At 72.5% G+C, this 19,686-nt stretch carries 17 protein-coding genes and 2 tRNA genes; 17 read left to right on the plus strand and 2 right to left on the minus strand.

Features of this window, described 5'->3' with window-relative positions; translation table 11 throughout:
- The first annotated feature begins 103 nt into the window (after positions 1 to 103).
- The 11 genes from dnaN (at position 104) to ACFVHB_RS13940 (ending at position 12,681) form a co-directional block, all read left to right on the plus strand.
- Positions 104 to 1,234 carry a DNA polymerase III subunit beta gene (dnaN, locus tag ACFVHB_RS13890; RefSeq protein ID WP_380320122.1) on the plus strand — a complete coding sequence of 377 codons (1,131 nt, stop codon included), beginning with the start codon at positions 104 to 106 and terminating at the stop codon, positions 1,232 to 1,234.
- A 159-nt stretch (positions 1,235 to 1,393) separates the two neighbouring features.
- Positions 1,394 to 2,269, plus strand: coding sequence for a phosphogluconate dehydrogenase (NAD(+)-dependent, decarboxylating) (gene gnd / locus ACFVHB_RS13895; RefSeq protein ID WP_380320125.1), 876 nt, complete (start codon positions 1,394 to 1,396; stop codon positions 2,267 to 2,269).
- Positions 2,270 to 2,334: 65 nt separating this feature from the next.
- Complete coding sequence (gene recF, locus ACFVHB_RS13900) at positions 2,335 to 3,468, plus strand: DNA replication/repair protein RecF (protein ID WP_380320128.1); 1,134 nt, start codon at positions 2,335 to 2,337, stop codon at positions 3,466 to 3,468.
- A 246-nt stretch (positions 3,469 to 3,714) separates the two neighbouring features.
- A complete protein-coding gene (locus ACFVHB_RS13905; protein WP_380320131.1) occupies positions 3,715 to 4,254 on the plus strand; it encodes a DUF721 domain-containing protein in 540 nt (179 codons plus the stop codon).
- A 257-nt stretch (positions 4,255 to 4,511) separates the two neighbouring features.
- Complete coding sequence (gene gyrB, locus ACFVHB_RS13910; RefSeq protein WP_380320134.1) at positions 4,512 to 6,527, plus strand: DNA topoisomerase (ATP-hydrolyzing) subunit B; 2,016 nt, start codon at positions 4,512 to 4,514, stop codon at positions 6,525 to 6,527.
- Positions 6,528 to 6,585: 58 nt separating this feature from the next.
- The gene (gyrA, locus tag ACFVHB_RS13915; RefSeq protein WP_380320137.1) at positions 6,586 to 9,192 is read left to right on the plus strand and encodes a DNA gyrase subunit A; all 2,607 of its coding nucleotides are present in this window, start codon (positions 6,586 to 6,588) and stop codon (positions 9,190 to 9,192) included.
- Positions 9,193 to 9,343: 151 nt separating this feature from the next.
- Positions 9,344 to 10,096, plus strand: coding sequence for a DUF3566 domain-containing protein (locus tag ACFVHB_RS13920; RefSeq protein WP_380320140.1), 753 nt, complete (start codon positions 9,344 to 9,346; stop codon positions 10,094 to 10,096).
- 269 nt (positions 10,097 to 10,365) lie between these two features.
- Positions 10,366 to 11,751 (plus strand): class I SAM-dependent methyltransferase, encoded by a 1,386-nt coding sequence (locus ACFVHB_RS13925; protein ID WP_380320142.1) that lies wholly within the window; start codon positions 10,366 to 10,368, stop codon positions 11,749 to 11,751.
- Positions 11,752 to 11,767: 16 nt separating this feature from the next.
- Positions 11,768 to 11,844: transfer RNA gene (locus tag ACFVHB_RS13930), tRNA-Ile, on the plus strand.
- 444 nt (positions 11,845 to 12,288) lie between these two features.
- A complete protein-coding gene (locus ACFVHB_RS13935) occupies positions 12,289 to 12,417 on the plus strand; it encodes a DLW-39 family protein (protein WP_014137031.1) in 129 nt (42 codons plus the stop codon).
- 191 nt (positions 12,418 to 12,608) lie between these two features.
- Positions 12,609 to 12,681: transfer RNA gene (locus tag ACFVHB_RS13940), tRNA-Ala, on the plus strand.
- 77 nt (positions 12,682 to 12,758) lie between these two features.
- Here ACFVHB_RS13940 and ACFVHB_RS13945 read toward each other — a convergent pair.
- Complete coding sequence (locus ACFVHB_RS13945) at positions 12,759 to 13,613, minus strand: DUF5324 family protein (protein ID WP_380320145.1); 855 nt, start codon at positions 13,611 to 13,613, stop codon at positions 12,759 to 12,761.
- A gap of 303 nt (positions 13,614 to 13,916) precedes the next feature.
- On the opposite strand from ACFVHB_RS13945, the gene ACFVHB_RS13950 reads away from it, so the two are divergent.
- Positions 13,917 to 14,843, plus strand: a complete 927-nt coding sequence (locus tag ACFVHB_RS13950; protein ID WP_380320148.1) for a rhomboid family intramembrane serine protease — start codon at positions 13,917 to 13,919, stop codon at positions 14,841 to 14,843.
- Between the two features lie 350 nt (positions 14,844 to 15,193).
- Here ACFVHB_RS13950 and crgA read toward each other — a convergent pair whose 3' ends face one another.
- Positions 15,194 to 15,442 carry a cell division protein CrgA gene (gene crgA, locus ACFVHB_RS13955; protein ID WP_380320151.1) on the minus strand — a complete coding sequence of 83 codons (249 nt, stop codon included), beginning with the start codon at positions 15,440 to 15,442 and terminating at the stop codon, positions 15,194 to 15,196.
- 180 nt (positions 15,443 to 15,622) lie between these two features.
- On the opposite strand from crgA, the gene ACFVHB_RS13960 reads away from it, so the two are divergent.
- The 5 genes from ACFVHB_RS13960 (at position 15,623) to ACFVHB_RS13980 (ending at position 19,632) form a co-directional block, all read left to right on the plus strand.
- A complete protein-coding gene (locus tag ACFVHB_RS13960) occupies positions 15,623 to 16,378 on the plus strand; it encodes a DUF881 domain-containing protein (protein WP_380320247.1) in 756 nt (251 codons plus the stop codon).
- 113 nt (positions 16,379 to 16,491) lie between these two features.
- Positions 16,492 to 16,668 carry a hypothetical protein gene (locus ACFVHB_RS13965; RefSeq protein ID WP_380320154.1) on the plus strand — a complete coding sequence of 59 codons (177 nt, stop codon included), beginning with the start codon at positions 16,492 to 16,494 and terminating at the stop codon, positions 16,666 to 16,668.
- 54 nt (positions 16,669 to 16,722) lie between these two features.
- Positions 16,723 to 17,385 carry an aminodeoxychorismate/anthranilate synthase component II gene (locus ACFVHB_RS13970; RefSeq protein WP_380320157.1) on the plus strand — a complete coding sequence of 221 codons (663 nt, stop codon included), beginning with the start codon at positions 16,723 to 16,725 and terminating at the stop codon, positions 17,383 to 17,385.
- 5 nt (positions 17,386 to 17,390) lie between these two features.
- Entirely contained in the window at positions 17,391 to 18,716 is a 1,326-nt protein-coding gene (locus tag ACFVHB_RS13975; RefSeq protein ID WP_380320160.1) for a class E sortase, read from the plus strand.
- 70 nt (positions 18,717 to 18,786) lie between these two features.
- Positions 18,787 to 19,632: a class E sortase gene (locus ACFVHB_RS13980; protein ID WP_380320163.1), complete on the plus strand. Its 846-nt coding sequence runs from the start codon at positions 18,787 to 18,789 to the stop codon at positions 19,630 to 19,632.
- Positions 19,633 to 19,686 lie beyond the last annotated feature (54 nt).

Raw genomic sequence — 19,686 nt, forward strand, 5'->3', positions numbered from 1 at the left:
CTGGATGCGGAGTGGCAGAGCTCGGCGGCCAGCCGCACCGAACACCAAGATCAGAAGAACCAGACGTGCGAGCGGGAGCGCTCGATCCAGGAGGCGGTTACCGGTGAAGTTCCGGGTGGAGCGTGACGTCCTCGCGGAGGCGGTGGCCTGGGCTGCCCGCAGCCTCCCGGCACGGCCGCCGGTGCCGGTGCTGGCCGGCCTGCTGCTGACGGCACAGGACGGCAGCCTGGCGCTGTCCGGCTTCGACTACGAGGTCTCGGCCCGGGTCGAGCTGGAGGCCGACATCGAGGAGGCCGGCACCGTGCTGGTCTCCGGCCGGCTGCTGAACGACATCTCGCGGAACCTCCCCAACAGGCCTGTGGAGATCTCCACCGACGGCCAGCGGGTCAGCGTGGTCTGCGGCAGCTCCCGGTTCACCCTCCCCACCCTCCCGGTGGACGAGTACCCGGCCCTGCCCCAGATGCCGACCGCCACCGGCACCGTCCCGGGCGACGTCTTCGCCTCGGCGGTCAGCCAGGCCGCGGTGGCCGCCGGCCGCGACGACACCCTGCCGGTGCTGACCGGTGTCCGGGTCGAGATCGAGGGCGACCGGATCACCCTGGCCGCCACCGACCGCTACCGCTTCGCCGTCCGCGAGCTGCTGTGGAAGCCCGAGCAGCCGGACATCTCCGCGGTCGCCCTGGTGCCCGCCAAGACCCTGCAGGACATCGCCAAGTCCCTGGGCAGCGGCGACAACGTCTCGATCGCGCTCTCCTCGGGCGGTGCGGGCGAGGGCCTGATCGGTTTCGAGGGCGCCGGCCGCCGGACCACCACCCGGCTGCTGGAGGGCGAGTTCCCCAAGTTCCGCAGCCTGTTCCCGACCGAGTTCAGCGCGGTCGCGGCGATCCAGACCCAGCCCTTCCTGGAGGCGCTCAAGCGCGTCTCGCTGGTGGCCGAGCGCAACACCCCGGTCCGGCTCAACTTCGAGCAGGGCGTGCTGACGCTGGAGGCCGGCTCGGGCGACGACGCCCAGGCCACCGAGCGGATCGACGCCGACCTCGAGGGCGACGACATCTCGATCGCCTTCAACCCCGGCTACCTGGAGGAGGGCCTCAAGGCCATCGACTCCGCGTACGCCCAGCTGAGCTTCACCACGCCGACCAAGCCGGCCCTGCTCAGCGGCAAGGCCGCGGTCGACACCGAGGCGGACGAGGCCTACCAGTACCTGATCATGCCGGTCCGCCTCTCCGGCTGATCCCGCACGCTGTTACCCACAGGCTGTGCACACGGCCTGTGGACGGCCTCCCCCGGTCGGCCCGACCGTGGGGAGGCCGTCGCGCTGCACGGCGTAGGCTCAGGACAGCGCGGCAACGGCGCCGCCGGCAGGCACGTCACCACAGGTAAGGACTTGGTCATGGAGCTCGGCCTCATCGGTCTCGGCAAGATGGGCGGCAACATGCGCGAGCGGATCCGCCGCGCCGGCCACACCGTCATCGGCTACGACCGCAACCCTGACATCTCCGACGTCGAGAGCCTGCAGGAGCTCGTCACCAAGCTGCAGGGCCCGCGCGTGGTCTGGGTCATGGTTCCGGCCGGCGCCGCCACCCAGGCGACCGTGGACGAGCTCGCCGAGCTGCTCTCCCCCGGCGACGTGGTGGTCGACGGCGGCAACTCCCGCTGGACCGACGACGTCAAGCACGCCGAGGCGCTGGCCGCCAAGGGCATCGGCTTCGTCGACTGCGGCGTCTCCGGCGGCGTCTGGGGCCTGGAGAACGGCTACGCGCTGATGTACGGCGGCGCCGCCGAGCACGTCGCCAAGGTCCAGCCGGTCTTCGACGCGCTCAAGCCCGAGGGCGACTTCGGCTCGGTGCACGCGGGCGCGGTCGGCGCCGGCCACTTCGCCAAGATGGTCCACAACGGCATCGAGTACGCGATGATGCAGGCCTTCGCCGAGGGCTGGGAGCTGCTGGAGGCCGCGCCCGAGGTCACCGACGTCCGCGAGGTCTTCCGCAGCTGGCAGGAGGGCACCGTGATCCGCTCCTGGCTGCTCGACCTGGCCGTCCGCGCGCTCGACGACGACGAGCACCTGGCCAAGCTCAAGGGCTGGGCCGCCGACTCCGGCGAGGGCCGGTGGACCGTCGAGGCCGCGATCGACCACGCCGTGCCGCTGCCGGCGATCACCGCCTCGCTGTTCGCCCGCTTCGCCTCCCGCCAGGAGGACTCGCCGCAGATGAAGATGATCGCCGCGCTGCGCAACCAGTTCGGCGGCCACGCGGTCGAGTCGAAGTAAGTCAGTCACCGGCCGGGGTCCGCCCCGGCCGGCACGGTCACAGAAGGCGAGCGCAGTCCACAGCCATGCACGTCGCGCACCTGTCGCTCGCCGACTTCCGGTCCTACGCCCGGGTCGAGCTGCCCCTCGACCCGGGCGTGACCGCCTTCGTCGGACCGAACGGCCAGGGCAAGACCAACCTGGTCGAGGCGATCGGGTACGTCGCCACCCTGGGCAGCCACCGGGTGGCCACCGACGCGCCGCTGATCCGGCTGGGCGCCGAGCGGGCGGTGATCCGCGCCTCGGTGGCGTCCGGCACCCGCTCCACCCTGGTCGAGCTGGAGATCACCCCGGGCAAGGCCAACCGCGCCCGGATCAACCGCTCCGACAACGTCCGCCCGCGCGACGTGCTGGGCCTGCTGCGCACCGTGCTGTTCGCCCCCGAGGACCTCGCCCTGGTCAAGGGCGACCCCGGCGAGCGGCGGCGGTTCCTGGACGAGCTGCTGACCGCCCGGGCCCCCCGGCTGGCCGGGGTCCGGCAGGACTACGAGCGGGTGCTGAAGCAGCGCAACGCCCTGCTCAAGACCGCCGCGATGGCCCGCCGGGCCGGCGGCGGCAAGGGCGCCGACCTCTCCACCCTGGAGGTCTGGGACGGCCATCTGGCCCGGGCCGGGGCCGAGCTGACCGCCTTCCGGATCCAGCTGGTGACCGCCCTGCAGCCGCTGGTGGCGGCCGCGTACGGGCAGCTCGCGCCCGGTGGCGGCGAGACCGCCCTGGAGTACCGCAGCTCCTTCGAGGGCGAGCTGCCGGCCAGCCGGGAGCAGGCCGAGGAACAGCTGCTCCAGGCGCTGCAGGCGGTGCGCAAGCAGGAGATCGAGCGCGGGGTCACCCTGGTCGGCCCGCACCGCGACGAGCTGGTGCTCAAGCTCGGCCCGCTGCCCGCCAAGGGCTACGCCAGCCACGGCGAGTCCTGGTCGTACGCGCTGGCGCTGAGGCTGGCCTCGTACGAGCTGCTGCGGGCCGACGGCGGCGAGCCGGTGCTGATCCTGGACGACGTCTTCGCCGAGCTGGACGCCAGCCGCCGGGACCGGCTGGCCGAGCTGGTCGCGGGCGGCGAGCAGGTGCTGGTCACCGCGGCGGTCGCCGAGGACGTGCCGAAGGCGCTGGCCGGGGCCCGCTACGCGGTGGCCGACGGCGCGGTGCGCCGGGTCGACGCCTGATCCACGCCCGACCGCGGCGCCTGATCCACGCCCGACCGCGGCGCCTGACCCACGCCCGACCGGCGCGGCGCCCGACCGGCGCGTGACCGGCCCGGCCGACGGCCGGTTGACGGCCGACCGCGTCCCTCCGCGACTCCCCCACACTTCCCGTCCGTGCACAGCCCGTGCACGGCGCGCCCGCCGTCCGCCGGCTCCCGTACGCTGGACGGCTCACCGTTGTCCACAGCCTGGGGATAGGAGACCGCCGTGAGCGAGCCGGCCGAGGACCCCGCGCAGCCGGGCGGCGCCGCGCCGACCGGTGCCGACCTGGCCCGCTCGGCGCTGCGGGCGGCCCGGGCGCAGGCCCGCCAGCGCGGCGAGCAGGTCCGGGAGAAGCGCGAGGCGAAGCGGCACGGGCTGCGCAGCGGCGCCCGCTCGGACGGCCGTGACCCGGTGCCGCTGGGGGCCGCGCTGAACCGGCTGCTGACCGAACGGGGCTGGGAGTCCTCGGCGGCGGTCGGCGGGGTGATGGGCCGTTGGCCGCAGATCGTCGGCCCGGACATCGCCGCGCACTGCTCGCCGACCTCCTACGACGACGCGGCCGCGGTGCTCACCGTGCAGTGCGACTCCACCGCCTGGGCGACTCAACTGCGCTGGCTGGCCCGCCAGTTGGTGGCCCGTCTGAACCACGAGCTGGGCCACGGCACGGTGAAGACGATCAAGGTGCTGGGCCCGGCCGCACCGGCCCGCGGTTACGGCCGGCTGCGCGCGCCCGGGAGCAAGGGGCCGGGCGACACCTGGGGCTGACCGTGGTCGGTCGGACGGGGAGCGGACCGGGATCCTCCGGAACCCCTGACGGCCCTTCCAGGCGCTCTGAGCCCCCGGGTCGAGTATCGGGACATGTGCAGAGGGGATTCAGGGCGGCGTATCTGCCCTCAGAGGCTGCCAAACGCCCATCTCTGTCAGTCGTACCGGTAGACTGGAAGCCAAACACTGTTGCTAGTGGCAACCGAGTCGAAACGCCGTGGTCGCACGCCCGCCCACACGGGGCGGGGATGCGGCCCGTGCTGTGCCAGAGAGGGCGCTTCGTGGCCGATTCCGGCAACCCCAGCCAGACCCCAGACCAGACCGACCAGGCCTCCTACACCGGTAGCAACATCCAGGTGCTGGAAGGCCTCGACGCCGTCCGCAAGCGTCCCGGCATGTACATCGGCTCGACCGGTGAGCGCGGCCTGCACCACCTGGTGCAGGAGGTCGTGGACAACTCCGTCGACGAGGCGATGGCCGGGTACGCCGACACCATCGACGTCACCATCCTCGCCGACGGCGCGGTCCGGGTGGTCGACAACGGCCGTGGCATCCCGGTGGACATCGTCCCCGGCCAGGACAAGCCCGCCGTCGAGGTCGTGCTCACCGTGCTGCACGCGGGCGGCAAGTTCGGCGGCGGCGGCTACGCGGTCTCCGGCGGTCTGCACGGCGTCGGCGTCTCCGTGGTGAACGCGCTGTCCACCCGGCTGTCGGTGGAGATCCACAAGGACGGCCACCGCTGGACGCAGGACTACAAGATGGGCGCGCCGACCGCGCCCCTGGTCAAGGGCGAGTCCACCGACCGCACCGGCACCACCGTCACCTTCTGGGCCGACCCGGACATCTTCGAGACCACGGTCTACTCCTTCGAGACGCTCTCCCGGCGCTTCCAGGAGATGGCGTTCCTCAACAAGGGCCTGACCATCTCGCTGACCGACGAGCGCCCCGAGCACGTGGACGAGGAGGGCAAGCCGCTCTCCGTCACCTACAAGTACGACGGCGGCATCGCGGACTTCGTCACCCACCTCAACTCCCGCAAGGGCGAGGTGATCCACCCCTCGGTGATCGACTTCGAGGCGGAGGACAAGGACAAGACGATCTCGGTGGAGATCGCGATGCAGTGGAACTCCTCCTACACCGAGGGCGTCTACAGCTTCGCCAACACCATCCACACCCACGGCGGCGGTACCCACGAGGAGGGCTTCCGCGCCGCGCTGACCGGCCTGGTCAACCGCTACGCGCGGGACAAGAAGCTGCTCCGCGAGAAGGACGACAACCTCTCCGGCGAGGACATCCGCGAGGGCCTGACCGCGATCATCTCGGTCAAGCTCGGCGAGCCCCAGTTCGAGGGCCAGACCAAGGACAAGCTGGGCAACACCGAGGCGAAGACCTTCGTCCAGAAGGTGGTCCACGAGCACCTGAACGACTGGCTGGACCGCAACCCCAACGAGGCCGCGGACATCATCCGCAAGTCCATCCAGGCCGCCACCGCGCGCGTCGCCGCCCGCAAGGCCCGCGACCTGACCCGCCGCAAGGGCCTGCTGGAATCCGCCTCGCTGCCGGGCAAGCTGAGCGACTGCCAGTCCAAGGACCCGGCCGAGTGCGAGATCTTCATCGTCGAGGGTGACTCCGCCGGCGGCTCCGCCAAGCAGGGCCGCGACCCGCGCACCCAGGCCATCCTGCCGATCCGCGGCAAGATCCTGAACGTCGAGAAGGCCCGGATCGACAAGGTCCTGCAGAACACCGAGGTCCAGGCGCTGATCTCGGCCTTCGGCTGCGGCATCCAGGAGGACTACGACGAGTCCAAGCTCCGCTATCACAAGATCGTCCTGATGGCGGACGCCGACGTCGACGGGCAGCACATCCGCACCCTGCTGCTCACCCTGCTGTTCCGCTTCATGCGGCCGCTGGTCGAGGCCGGGTACGTGTACCTGGCGATGCCGCCGCTGTACAAGATCAAGTGGGGCAAGGACGACTTCGAGTACGTCTACTCCGACCGCGAGCGCGACGCCGTGATCGCGGCCGGCGTGGCCGCCGGGCGCCGGCTGCCGAAGGACGACGCGATCCAGCGGTTCAAGGGTCTCGGCGAGATGAACGCCGAGGAGCTCCGGGTCACCACCATGGACCAGGCCCACCGCCTGCTGCTCCAGGTCACCCTGGAGGACGCCGCCCGCGCCGACGACCTGTTCTCCGTCCTGATGGGCGAGGACGTCGAGGCCCGCCGCTCCTTCATCCAGCGCAACGCCAAGGACGTCCGCTTCCTGGACGTGTGACGACGCCTGCCCGCAGGCCCCGCACGTACCAGTCCGCGTGAAAGGAAACTGACCACCAGTGGTCGACGACAACCGTCCCGAAGGCGAGCAGCCCGAGAACCCCGAGGCCGCCGCCGCGGTCACCATGCGGGTCGAGCCGATCGAGCTCGAGACCGAGATGCAGCGCTCGTACCTCGACTACGCGATGAGCGTGATCGTGAGCCGCGCCCTGCCCGAGGTGCGCGACGGCCTCAAGCCGGTGCACCGCCGCGTGCTCTACGCGATGTACGACGGTGGGTACCGCCCCGAGAAGGGCTACTACAAGTGCGCCCGCGTCGTCGGCGACGTCATGGGCAACTACCACCCGCACGGTGACACCTCGATCTACGACACCGTGGTCCGCCTGGCCCAGCCGTGGTCGCTGCGGATGCCGCTGGTGGACGGCAACGGCAACTTCGGCTCCCCGGGCAACGACCCGGCCGCGGCCATGCGCTACACCGAGTGCAAGATGATGCCGCTGGCCATGGAGATGATGCGCGACATCGACGAGGAGACCGTCGACTTCGCGCCCAACTACGACGGCCGCTCGCAGGAGCCCACCGTCCTGCCGTCGCGCATCCCCAACCTGCTGATCAACGGTGCCACCGGCATCGCGGTCGGCATGGCCACCAACATCCCGCCGCACAACCTCCGCGAGGTCGCCTCCGGCGCGCTCTGGGCGCTGGAGCACCCGGACGCCTCCAACGAGGAGCTGCTGGAGGCCCTGATCGAGCGGATCAAGGGCCCGGACTTCCCGACCGGCGCCCTGATCGTCGGCCGCCGCGGGATCGAGGAGGCGTACCGCACCGGGCGCGGCTCGATCACCATGCGCGCGGTGGTCGAGGTCGAGGAGATCCAGGGCCGCCAGTGCCTGGTGATCACCGAGCTGCCGTACCAGGTCAACCCGGACAACCTCGCGCTGAAGATCGCCGACCTGGTCAAGGACGGCAAGATCGCCGGCATCGCCGACGTCCGCGACGAGTCCTCCTCGCGCACCGGCCAGCGCCTGGTCATCGTGCTCAAGCGCGACGCCGTCGCCAAGGTCGTGCTGAACAACCTCTACAAGCACACCGACCTGCAGACCAACTTCGGCGCCAACATGCTGGCCCTGGTCGACGGCGTGCCGCGCACCCTGTCGCTGGACGCCTTCATCCGGCACTGGGTCAACCACCAGGTCGAGGTCATCGTCCGCCGGACCACCTTCCGGCTGCGCAAGGCCGAGGAGCGGGCGCACATCCTGCGCGCGCTGCTCCGCGCGCTGGACGTGATCGACGAGGTCATCGCGCTGATCCGGGCCTCGGAGAGCGCCGACGCCGCCCGCACCGGCCTGATGGGCCTGCTCTCGATCGACGAGCTCCAGGCCAACGCGATCCTGGAGATGCAGCTGCGCCGCCTGGCCGCCCTGGAGCGCCAGCGGATCACCGACGAGCACGACGAGCTGCAGCGCAAGATCGACGAGTACAACGCGATCCTGGTCTCCCCGGAGCGCCAGCGCGGGATCATCGCCGAGGAGCTCACCGCGATCGTCGAGAAGTACGGCGACGAGCGGCGCTCCACCCTCATCCCCTCCGACGGCGACCTCTCCATCGAGGACCTCATCGCCGAGGAGGACATCGTCGTCACGATCACCCGTGGCGGCTACGTCAAGCGGACCCGCTCCGACCTCTACCGCTCGCAGAAGCGCGGCGGCAAGGGCGTCCGCGGCGCCCAGCTGAAGCAGGACGACATCGTCGACCACTTCTTCGTGACGACGACGCACAACTGGATCCTGTTCTTCACCAACAAGGGCCGGGTCTACCGCGCCAAGGGCTACGAACTGCCGGACGCCGGGCGCGACGCCCGCGGCCAGCACGTGGCCAACCTGCTGGCCTTCCAGCCGGAGGAGCACATCACCCAGGTGATGGCGATCCGCACCTACGAGGACAAGCCGTACCTGGTCCTCGCCACCCGGGCCGGCCTGGTGAAGAAGTCCGCGCTCAAGGACTACGACTCGCCGCGCTCCGGCGGCCTGATCGCGATCAACCTGCGGCAGGACGAGGAGGGCCGGGACGACGAGCTGATCGGCGCCGAGCTGGTCTCCGCCGAGGACGACCTGCTGCTGGTCTCCAAGAAGGCCCAGTCGATCCGGTTCACCGCGACCGACGACGCGCTGCGGCCCACCGGCCGCGCCACCTCCGGCGTCAAGGGCATGGCCTTCCGCGAGGACGACGAGCTGCTCTCGATGAACGTGGTCCGCCCGGGCACCTACGTGTTCACCGCCACCGACGGCGGCTACGCCAAGCGCACCGCGGTGGACGAGTACCGTGTCCAGGGACGCGGCGGCTACGGCACCAAGGCGGCGAAGATCGTCGAGGGCCGGGGCTCGCTGGTCGGCGCCCTGGTGGTCGACGACACCGACGAGATCATGGCGATCACCCTCTCGGGTGGGGTGATCCGCACGAGGGTTTCCGAGGTTCGTGAAACCGGACGTGACACCATGGGCGTCCAACTGATCAACCTCGGGAAGCGCGACGCGGTCGTGGGCATGGCCCGCAACGCGGAGGCCGAGGACGAGGAGTCGGCGGAGGACGAGGTGGCAGGCGCCGAGTCCACCGAGGTGGCCGAGGGTACGGAGACGGCGGCGGGCGGCGAGGAAGCCCAGGCCTGACCGCTACCGCGTCGGCCGGTACCGTCTCGTCCGTGACCACGGCGTGGCGGTACCGGTCGCCGACCAGTTCCGGGCAATCCCGCCGGGCGCTGGATGACGAAACACGACGCAGGGCGGTGCCGCCGTCCTGGTGGGAAGTGCGGGAGGACCAGTGAGTGGAGCCACGGGTGCTGCGGGAGGAGCCACCGGCGGCCGTCCGGGCGCAGCACAGGGCGGCGGGGGCTACGGGGTACCGCAGCCGCCGGCCGAGCACCCCTCCGCGTCCACCTCGCTGATGCCCCCGGTCGGCGCGGCGGGCCAGGGCGGCGGGGCGACGTACGGCGGTCAGCCGGGCACGCCCCCGCCGCCGAGCACCCCGGCGCCGGGCGCCGGCGGGTTCTCCCAGCCCACCACGTACGCCAAGGGCCAGCCGACGCCGGCCCGCGGCACCCGGGTGAGCGGCAACACCCCGCCCGGCGGGACTCCCGTCGCGGGCGGGGCGCCGCGCCGTCCGGCCGCCGCCCCGGCCGCGTCCGGTCCGGGCCTGGGCCGGACCCGCAAGGCCCGGCTGCGGGTGACCAAGGCCGACCCGTGGTCGGTGATGAAGGTCAGCTTCCTGCTGTCGGTGGCGGTCGGGATCGTCATCATCGTGGCGGCCGCCGTGCTGTGGATGACGCTGGACTCGCTCGGCGTCTTCGACTCGCTGGGCAAGACCCTCAAGGAGGTCACCGCCGGCGAGGCGCCCAACAGCGGCATCAACCTGATGGACTACGTCGGGTTCGGCAAGGTGATGACCTTCACCTCGCTGATCGCGGTGGTCGACGTGGTCCTGCTGACCGCGCTCTCCACCCTCTCGGCGTTCATCTACAACGCCGCGGCCGGCTTCACCGGCGGCATCGAGCTGACCCTCGCCGAGGAGGACTGATTCCGGCCACCGTGGCCGTGTCCTGACGTCCGGTCAGGTTTTCGTCCGCGAACGGAATGGGCGGGCCCCGCAGGCTGTTCCAGCCTGCGGGGCCCGTCGGCATTCGGGTGACAGGCGGTCCCCGCGGCGTGCCGCCCGGATCGGCGCGCGCCGCGGTGGGCTTAGCTGGGTGCGCTCGTTCCGAGTCTCCGAGTGCCGCAGGCCGCCCCCCTGGTCCGACCGGCCGGGGCTGGTACGGCTGTGCAGGTACGGCTGGACGGAGGCGCGCGATGGCTCAGCTCGCAAGGCAACTGGTCGAGGCCCTGGAAGGGCTCCTGGGAGTCCCGGTGCCCCTGCGGATCCAGGCCTGGGACGGCAGTGCCGCCGGGCCGCCGGGGGCGCCCACCCTGGTGCTGCGCAACCGCCGCGCGCTGCGCCGCCTGCTCTGGCAGCCGGGCGAGCTCGGCCTGGCCCGGGCCTACGTCTCCGGTGACCTGGAGCTCGCGCCCGGCACCGACCTCTACGAGGTGCTGACGGCCGTCGCGCACTTCGCGGAGCGCCCGGAGATCCGTCGGCTGGAGCTGGGCCCGGCCGACGTGCTCGGCCCCAGGGGCCGCCGGGTGCTCGGGGCCCTCCTGCGGGCCGGCGCGCTGGGCCCGCGGCCCGCCCCGCCGCCCGAGGAGGCCCGGGCGGCCCGGGGCCGGCTGCACAGCCGCAGCCGGGACCGCGCGGCGATCAGCCACCACTACGACGTCGGGAACGACTTCTACGGCCTCGTGCTGGGCCCGTCGATGGTGTACTCCTGCGCCTACTGGGAGCCCGCCGCGAAGAGCCTGGAGGCGGCCCAGGAGGCCAAGCTCGACCTCATCTGCCGCAAGCTCGGCCTGCGGCCCGGGATGCGCCTGCTGGACGTCGGCTGCGGCTGGGGCTCGCTGGTGCTGCACGCGGCGAGGCACTACGGCGTCACGGCGGTCGGCGTCTCCATCTCCGAGGAACAGGTCGCGCTGGCCCGCCGCCGGGTCGAGGAGGCCGGCCTGGCCGACCGGGTGGAGATCCGCCTGCAGGACTACCGGGAGATCGCCGACGGCCCCTTCGACGCGATCTCCAGCGTGGGCATGGCCGAGCACGTCGGCTCGGCTCAGTACCGGGTCTACGCCGAGGGCCTGTACCGGCTGCTGGTGCCCGGCGGCCGGCTGCTCAACCACCAGATCGCCCGCCGCCCGAACCACCCCGGCGAGCCGTACCGCCCCAGCCCCTTCATCAACCGCTACGTCTTCCCGGACGGCGAGCTCTCCCCGGTCGGTTCCACCGTGGCCCGGCTGGAGGAGGCCGGCTTCGAGGTCCGCGACGTCGAGGCGCTGCGCGAGCACTACGCGCTCACCCTGCGCGAGTGGGTGGCCAACCTGGAGGCGCACTGGACGGAGGCGGTCGGGCTGGTCGGCCGCGGCCGGGCCCGGGTCTGGCGGCTCTACATGGCGGCCTCCGCGCTCGCCTTCGAGGAGAACCGGATCGGCGTGAACCAGATCCTCGCCGTCCGCACCGGCCCCGAGGGCACCGCCGGGCTCCCCGCCACCCGCGAGGAGTGGCTGCTCCGCCCCGTCACCGCCCCCCACCAGCAGAGCCCTGCCGCAGCGCCCGCCGGTCCGGATTTTGGAGATCGGCCGTCGGTCCGCTAATCTTTCAGTGCGGCAAGGGCCTATAGCTCAGACGGTTAGAGCGCTTCCCTGATAAGGAAGAGGCCACAGGTTCAAGTCCTGTTAGGCCCACCACCGCGAAGGGCCCGGAGCGATCTCGCTCCGGGCCCTTCGGCGTTCCCGGGGCGGTTCCCCGCGGCCGTGGGGGAACCACGCGGCGGGCCCGGGAGTCGTACGGGTGGAGCAGGTGCGGGCCGGGCCGGAGCTCGTGGCGGCGGACGCCGCCGTGGCGGCCCCGTCGGCACGCGGTCAGGGGGGTGTCCCGGCAGCTTCCCGGCCGGTCCGGCCGGGCCGACCGTACGACAGGAGGTGCGGCGTCAATCCTCCGGCCGGACCGGTCGGTTGGGAGGCGGCGGCGGCTGGTCACGATTGGGACACCGGTGTGTATCATCGGCCGCAAGGGCAGTCTGGCACCCGGCCGCCCGTTCGTGCTCGTAACAACTCATGGACTCGTCGGCCCGGCCGTCCGGCCGGAGCACGGCTGTTGAGTCCGCTACGCAAGAAGGACGAGGTCCCGCGGTGAAGAAGCTTCTCCTGGTCGCCCTGGTCGCCCTCGGCGGCTTCTTTGTCTACCGTCAGGTCCAGGCGGACCGCGCCGAGCAGGACCTGTGGACCGAGGCCACCGACCCGGTTCCGGCCGGTCGCTGAGGCCACGGACGATCTGACGATCGACGATCTTCGGAGGCGCCGCACGGCGTCTCCCGGGCCGGCCGGCCCGGTCGGATGACCGGGCCGGCCGGATCCCGAGCACCTTCCGGACGGGGAGGTTCCGGGACGGGCGTGGGATTCGCGCCGGAACCCGGTACGCTAGTGCCCGGCGGCGCGCGCAGTGCCGTCGAGGGGCTTTAGCTCAGTTGGTAGAGCGCTGCCTTTGCAAGGCAGATGTCAGGAGTTCGAGTCTCCTAAGCTCCACAGTCGCAGTGCCGATCGGCCGCTGACCTGATTCCGGGTCAGCGGCCGATCGGCGTTCTCGGGAGGTGCGGGCCGGGTCAGTGCGGCTTGCGCGGGTCGTGCGGCTTGGGCCGGTCGTCGCCGGGGGCGGGCTTGCCGGGCGTCGGGCCGGGCTCCGGGGTGGCGGTACCGGCCTCGGACGGGGGCTCGGCGGCCTCGGAGCCCTCGCCGGCCGCAGGGCCCGTGGTGGAGCCGTTCAGCGGCGCGGTGGGCTGGGGGTCGGCCGCGCTGCCCGCGGCGTGGGAGCCGGTGTGCTGGTCCGTGGCGGAGGCCGGGGGCTCGACCAGCCACTCGGGGTTGCTGTGGTGCCGCCACCACTGCCAGGCCACCACACCGCTGCCGATCGCCACGGCCCCGGCCACCGCCAGACCGGTCGCCCAGGCGTTGCGGTGCTGCTTCCTGAGGTTCCGCGCGGCCAGGTCGCTGATCTCGGCGGAGGTCACGTTGCCGTGCAGGGCGGTCAGCGCGGCGGCACCACGGGTCTGGGCCTCCTGCGCGACGGGGACGACGACGGCGCGGGCCTCGCCGACCGCGTAGGCCACCTTCGGGGCGACGGTGGTGCGGGCCTGGTCGGCGGCGCGGGCTGCGGACAGCCGGGCGGCCAGTGCGGCCTCCTGGGCGCGGTGCAGGGCCTTCAGCGCGTTCTGCTGGGCCTCGGGCGGCAGACTGGCGAAGGCGTGACCGAGCTGCGGGGCGATGCGCTTGTCGTACTGGACGCGGGCGGTGTGGGCGGCGTGGGCGGCCTTCGGTCCGATGGCGTCCACGGCCGGGCCCAGCCGCTGCTTGGCGCCGTCCGCGAAGTGCACCACGGTTTCCCTGGCGGTGGCGGCGTAGGGCGCGAGGGTGTCCCGGGTCTTGCCGGCCGTCTCACGAGCTGAGTCCAAACGGGTCACGAGTCTCTCCTCCTGGGTGGCGTCCTTTATGCACATATCCACCTGAATGCTGATCATGCATCCATATTTGTCCGCTGGCACGCCGGGGTGGGCCGTACGCGGGGCGCGGGGCGCTGCGCGCGGGGGTGGCGGGCCGGGGGCTGGGGTGTGGGGTTCGCCGGTACGGCGGGGTGGGCCGTGGGGGCGGGGCGGTGGGGAGCGTCCGTCGGGGGATTGGCCGCAGTACGCTGGCGATCCCGGTGGTACCCGTTCGGCGGGCCGCCGGGGTCGCGTAGCAGGCGTGCGAGAAGGGGAAAACCGCTGATGCTCCCGGACGAGCCCAAGCCGCCGACGGACCGGACCCCGGGGCCCGGGGGCGGGGCCGGTCCGGCGCGCTGCTACCGCCACCCCGAGCAGGAGACCGGCATCGGGTGCTCCCGGTGCGGCCGGCCGATCTGCCCGCAGTGCATGGTGAGCGCCTCGGTGGGCTTCCACTGCCCGGACTGCGTCCGTGGCGGCGGCCGGGAGGTGCGGCAGGCGACCACCCGGTTCGGCGGGCAGCTGACCGCGGACGGCGCGCTGGTCACCAAGGTGCTGGTCGGGATCAACCTGGTGGTCTTCGTCCTGGCCGCCTACGTGCTGAAGCCGTGGCTGGCCGCGGACCTCGAGCTGGTCAGCTTCGGTCGGCAGCCGAGCGGCTCCCCGTTCGCGTCGGCGTTCCCGTACGGCGTCGCGGCCGGGCCGGACCAGTGGTACCGGCTGCTGACCGCGACGTTCCTGCACACGCAGATCTGGCACGTGGGCAGCAACATGCTGGTGCTCTGGATGCTCGGCCCCACGCTGGAGGCGGCGCTCGGCCGGCTCCGGTTCCTGGCCCTCTACCTGCTCTCGGGCCTGGCCGGCAGCGCGTTCGCCTTCCTGGTGGCGGGCGACGGGATGAGGTCGCTGGGGGCCTCCGGAGCCGTGTTCGGGCTGCTCGGCGCCACCGTGGTGATGTTCAAGCGGGTGAGGGCGCCGCTCGGTCCGGTGGTCGCGCTGCTGGTCTTCAACCTGATCGTCACCTTCTCGCTGAGGGACGTGATCGACTGGCGGGCGCACGTCGGCGGGCTGGTCGCCGGGGCGCTGACCGCCATCGGGCTGATGTACGCGCCGCGGCAGCACCGGGTGACCGTCCAGGCGCTGACCGTGGCCGGGATGGCGGGTCTGGTGCTGTCGGTGGTCCTGGTGGGGATGGCCCGGTACGGCGGGTGACGCGTCCGGCCGCTGTCCGGACGTTTGTCCACAGCGGGTGGGGAGTGGTGCACAGCCAGTTGGGGGAGTGGGCTGTGGACCGCGGCTCTACGCGTGTTCCGCTGGGGGTATTCCGCATTCGGGGGACACCGCGCGGGGGTGTGGAAAGAGTACCGGGCGCGAGTTATCCACAGGGCGGGGCGACTTTTCCCCAGTGTGGATAACCATGTGGATAAGCGCGATAAGCGGGATAACCGGAGCGCGGAAGGTCCCGGCGGTGCCCCGGCGTCGGCGTCCGGGCACACCGCGGCGCCGCCCCGGGGAGAACCCTCCCGGGGCGGCGGCACGCGCTCAGGGTCGGAGCCCCGGCGTCACTTCCACTGGGTGGAGACGCCGAACCCCGCGGCGATGAAGCCGAAGCCCACCAGGATGTTCCAGTTGTGCCAGCTCTCGACCGGCCAGCTGCCGCTGGTCACGTAGTACGTGACGATCCACACCAGCCCGACCAGGAACAGGGCCAGCATCAGCGGTGCGACCCAGCCGCGGCCCGAGCTGATCTTCACCGTGGCCGTGGCCGGCGGGGTGTAATCGGACTTCTTGCGGAGTCGAGACTTCGGCACGAGGAGCTCTCCTGTCGATGCGCTGTGAGACCGCGCAGGGGTGTTCAGCGGGGCGGGGCGGCCGGCAGTGGCGGTTGTGGAGAACGCTCTGGGGACCGCCCCCGCACATGCCACCGGCGTCCGTTAGCGTAGTGGCTCGGCGGGTCTTAAGGAGATAAAGGTACGGTGACTAATTTGTCGATTCCCCCTCGGCCGCCGCGCACCCGTGCCTCCGGCACCCGAATTGTCGGCCGTGCCCTGACCTGCGCGGTCTTCGCGCTCGCCGGGCTGCTCTTCTACATCAGCGCGCAGACCGCCCGCGGGACCGACCTGCGCACCGACAACTCGCTGCTCAGCCTCAGCGACGTGATACGCCAGCGCAGCTCGCAGAACCAGCAGTCCCAGGCGCAGCTCGCCGACCTCCAGGCCCGCTCGCAGGAGCTCACCGAGCAGCAGGGCGGGAACCCGGCCGACGCCGCCCGGCTGGACTCGCTCGAGCGGTCCGCCGCGCTGGAGCCGCTGCAGGGTCCCGGCCTGACCGTCACCCTGAACGACGCCCCGCCGAACGCCACCGCCCGCATCCCCGGCGTGCCCGAGCCCGGCGTCAACGACCTGGTCATCCACCAGCAGGACATCCAGGCGGTGGTCAACGCGCTGTGGCGCGGCGGTGCCGAGGGCGTCCAGGTGATGGACCAGCGGCTGGTCGCCACCAGCGCCGTCCGCTGCGTGGGCAACACCCTGCTGCTCCAGGGGCGGGTCTACTCGCCGCCTTACGTGGTCAAGGCGGTCGGGAAGACCGACGCGCTCCGGGCGGCGGTCGAGGCGGACCCGACCATCCGCAACTACCTGCAGTACGTGCAGGCGTACGGGCTGGGCTGGAAGGTCCAGGAGAGCGGCGACCTCACCGTGCCCGGCTACTCCGGCACCGTCGACCTGCGCTCGGCCGCCGGCCAGTAGCGCCGGCCGGGGCACCGGCCGAGGCAGCGCACGTCCGGTGGGGGGAAGCGCGCCCCGCGGGACTGGATCACGGGTCTACTCTTGACCCCAGTCCGTTACGTCGAGGGAGCACCATGTACGGCTGGATCTGGCGTCACCTGCCGGGGAACACCCTGGTCCGGGCCACCATCTCGCTGCTCCTCGTCCTGGGGCTGGTCTACCTCCTCTTCACCTACGTCTTCCCGTGGGCGGAACCGTTGCTCCCCTTCGGTGACGTCACAGTGGACGGCGGCGACGGCGCAGCCGGCTGACCGGCGGCCCCGTTCTTCCCTCCAGCCCCCGCATCCCACGGAGACAGCACGCGAATGACCACCCAGCCGACCCCGCCCCGCATCCTGGTCGTCGACAACTACGACAGCTTCGTCTTCAACCTGGTCCAGTACCTCTACCAGCTCGGCGCCACCTGCGAGGTGGTCCGCAACGACGAGGTGACGGTCGAGCACGCGGTGCACCGCGACGGCGACAGCGGCTTCGACGGGGTGCTGCTCTCCCCCGGGCCCGGTGCGCCGGAGGAGGCAGGGGTCTGCATCGAGATGGTGCACCACTGCGCGGGGATCGGGCTGCCGGTGTTCGGCGTCTGCCTGGGCCTGCAGTCGATCGCGGTCGCGTACGGCGCCGTGGTCGGCCGGGCGCCGGAGTTGCTGCACGGCAAGACCTCGCTGGTCGAGCACGAGGACGGCGGCGTCTTCGAGGGCCTGCCCTCGCCGCTCACCGCCACCCGGTACCACTCGCTGGCGGTCGAACCGGCCACCGTGCCGGACGAGTTGGTGGTCACCGCGCGGACCGGGAGCGGTGTGATCATGGGCCTGCGCCACCGGGAGCTGCCGGTCGAGGGTGTGCAGTTCCACCCGGAGTCGGTGCTCACCGAGGGCGGGCACCGGATGCTCGCCAACTGGCTGGCCGAGTGCGGCGATCCGCAGGCCGTCGGCCGTTCGGCCGGGCTCGCCCCGGTGATCGGCCGGGGCTGAGCGGCGTGACCGCGGTGCGTCCGGAGGGGCGTTACCAGTCGGGCGCCGACCCGCACCGAGACGGCCCGTACCGAGGCGGCCAGTACGAGGGCGGCCAGTACGAGGGCGGCCAGTACGGCGGCGGCCCGCAGCAGGGCGACCCGTACGGCGGGTTCCCGTCCGAGGGCGGCCGGTACGGCCACGCCCAGGGCCAGGGCGATCCGTACGGTTCGGCGCGGCCGGGGTTCGGCGGCCCGGGACCGGACGGATCCCACCCGGACGGCCGGTCCCTCCCGCAGGACCGGTACCAGCCCCACGAGCCGTACCCGACGCAGCAGCTCCCGGCGCAGAACGGGGCCGAGGACGGCTGGGGCGTCTACGAGCAGGTCCAGCAGCCCCAGCGGCCCCACGCGCCCGGGCAGGACGGCCCTGACGGCGCCGACGACGCCCCCGGCCCGCCCGAGTACCCCTGGCTGGCCGACCAGACCCTCCAGCTCCGCGTGCCGCCGCCGGCCGCCGGCGCGGACCAGCCGCCGACCGGCGGCCGGGCCGAGCGGCGACGGGCCGCGCAGGGCCGGATGGCGGTGCGCTCGGGCGGCGGCCGCCGCCGGGCGAGCGGCCGTGCCGCCGGGGGAGCACCGCGCCCGAAGGAGTCGGTGGCGGTGGTGGCCGCCCGCTTCGTCGGCGAGCTCTGCATCACCCTCGGTGTGGTGATGCTGCTCTTCGTCTCGTACCAGCTCTGGTGGACCAACGTGCAGGCCGACGCGGCCGCCGACGGCGCCCGCAACCAGCTGGAGCAGCAGTTCGACGCCGGGCAGCCGGCGCCCGGCGTGCCCGGACAACCGGCACCGGATCCGGCCAAACCCGAGACCTTCGAGCCGGGCAAGGGCTTCGCGATCATCCATCTGCCGAAGCTGGGCCTGAAGTTCCCGATCGCCGAGGGCACCTCCAAGTCGGCGGTGCTCGACAAGGGCCTGGTCGGCCACTACACCGGCACCGGGATGCCGGCCGACAAGGCGGGCAACTTCGCGCTGGCCGCGCACCGCAACACCCACGGCGAGCCGTTCCGGCACATCAACCAGCTCACCAAGGGCGACAAGATCGTGGTGGAGACGGCGACCGCCTACTACACCTACGAGATCACCGGCGGCATCCCGGAGACCCCGCCGTCCAACGTGAGCGTGATCAAGCCGGTGCCGAACGGCTCCGGGTACAGCCAGGCCGGCCGGTACATCACCCTGACCACCTGCACCCCGGAGTTCAGCTCGAAGGCCCGCCTGATCGTCTTTGGCAAGATGATCGAGGAACGGCCGCGCAGCCAGGGCAAGCCGGCCGGACTCACCGTCGGCTAGCAGCGGCAGCCGCCGGGGCGGGTGCGGCGGACGGCCGTCGCACCGGTGGACAGGCACGAGGGGGAGCAGAGTGACGACCCAGGACGAGACGGCGGGCCCGGTGGCCGAGGAGGCCCTCCCCGCTCCCCCGCCGCCCGCCCGCCGGGGGAGGGCGAGGGCCCGCGCGCTGGCCGCACTGGGCGTCTTCGGCGAGCTGTTGATCACGCTGGGCCTGCTGCTCGGCCTGTTCGTCGCCTACTCGCTCTGGTGGACCAACGTGCAGGCGGACGCCTCCGCCGCGCAGGCCGCCGACAAGCTGCGCAGCGCCTGGGCGGCCGGCCCGACCGCCGCTCCGCCGACCGCCGCGCCCGGGGCCCCGGCCTCCCCCGGCGCGCCCGGTACGCCCGGCGCCCCCGGGGCGCCCGGGACGACCGGCCCGGCCTACGGCGCCGGGGACGGGGTCGGCTTCCTGCACGTCCCGGCGATGGGCAAGGACTTCCAGGTGCTGATCCGGATGGGCACCGACAGCGCCACCCTGGCCGAGGGCGTCGCCGGGGTGTACGAGCAGCCGTACCGGGCGGCGATGCCCTGGGACGCGGTCGGCAACTTCGCGCTGGCCGCCCACCGGGACGGCCACGGGGCGAAGTTCCACGACCTGGACGCCGTCCGCAAGGGCGACGCGATCGTGGTCGAGACCAAGGACAAGTGGTACGTCTACAAGGTCGACAACACCCTGCCGGAGACGTCCAAGTACGACACCGGCATCGTCGCGCCCGTCCCGAAGGGCTCCGGCTACGAGGCCCCGGGCCGCTACATCACCCTGACCACCTGCACCCCGGTGTACACCTCGCGCTACCGGATGGCCGTCTGGGGCAGCCTCGTCCGGGTGGACGACGTGGACGCGAAGCGCACCCCGCCGCCCGAGCTGCGGCACTGACCGGCCCGCGCCGCCGGAGGTCCGCCCGGAACGCCCGAGGGCCCGTCGCCGTGA

The organism is Kitasatospora sp. NPDC127111 (assembly GCF_042677465.1).
Classification (GTDB): Bacteria; Actinomycetota; Actinomycetes; order Streptomycetales; family Streptomycetaceae; genus Kitasatospora.

Coding starts and splice junctions, on each gene's coding strand:
- gnd (WP_380320125.1), top strand. CDS start 1,394: ATGGAGCTCGGCCTCATCGGTCTCGGCAAGATGGGCGGCAACATGCGC.
- recF (WP_380320128.1), top strand. CDS start 2,335: ATGCACGTCGCGCACCTGTCGCTCGCCGACTTCCGGTCCTACGCCCGG.
- ACFVHB_RS13925 (WP_380320142.1), top strand. CDS start 10,366: ATGGCTCAGCTCGCAAGGCAACTGGTCGAGGCCCTGGAAGGGCTCCTG.
- ACFVHB_RS13950 (WP_380320148.1), top strand. CDS start 13,917: ATGCTCCCGGACGAGCCCAAGCCGCCGACGGACCGGACCCCGGGGCCC.
- ACFVHB_RS13965 (WP_380320154.1), top strand. CDS start 16,492: ATGTACGGCTGGATCTGGCGTCACCTGCCGGGGAACACCCTGGTCCGG.
- ACFVHB_RS13970 (WP_380320157.1), top strand. CDS start 16,723: ATGACCACCCAGCCGACCCCGCCCCGCATCCTGGTCGTCGACAACTAC.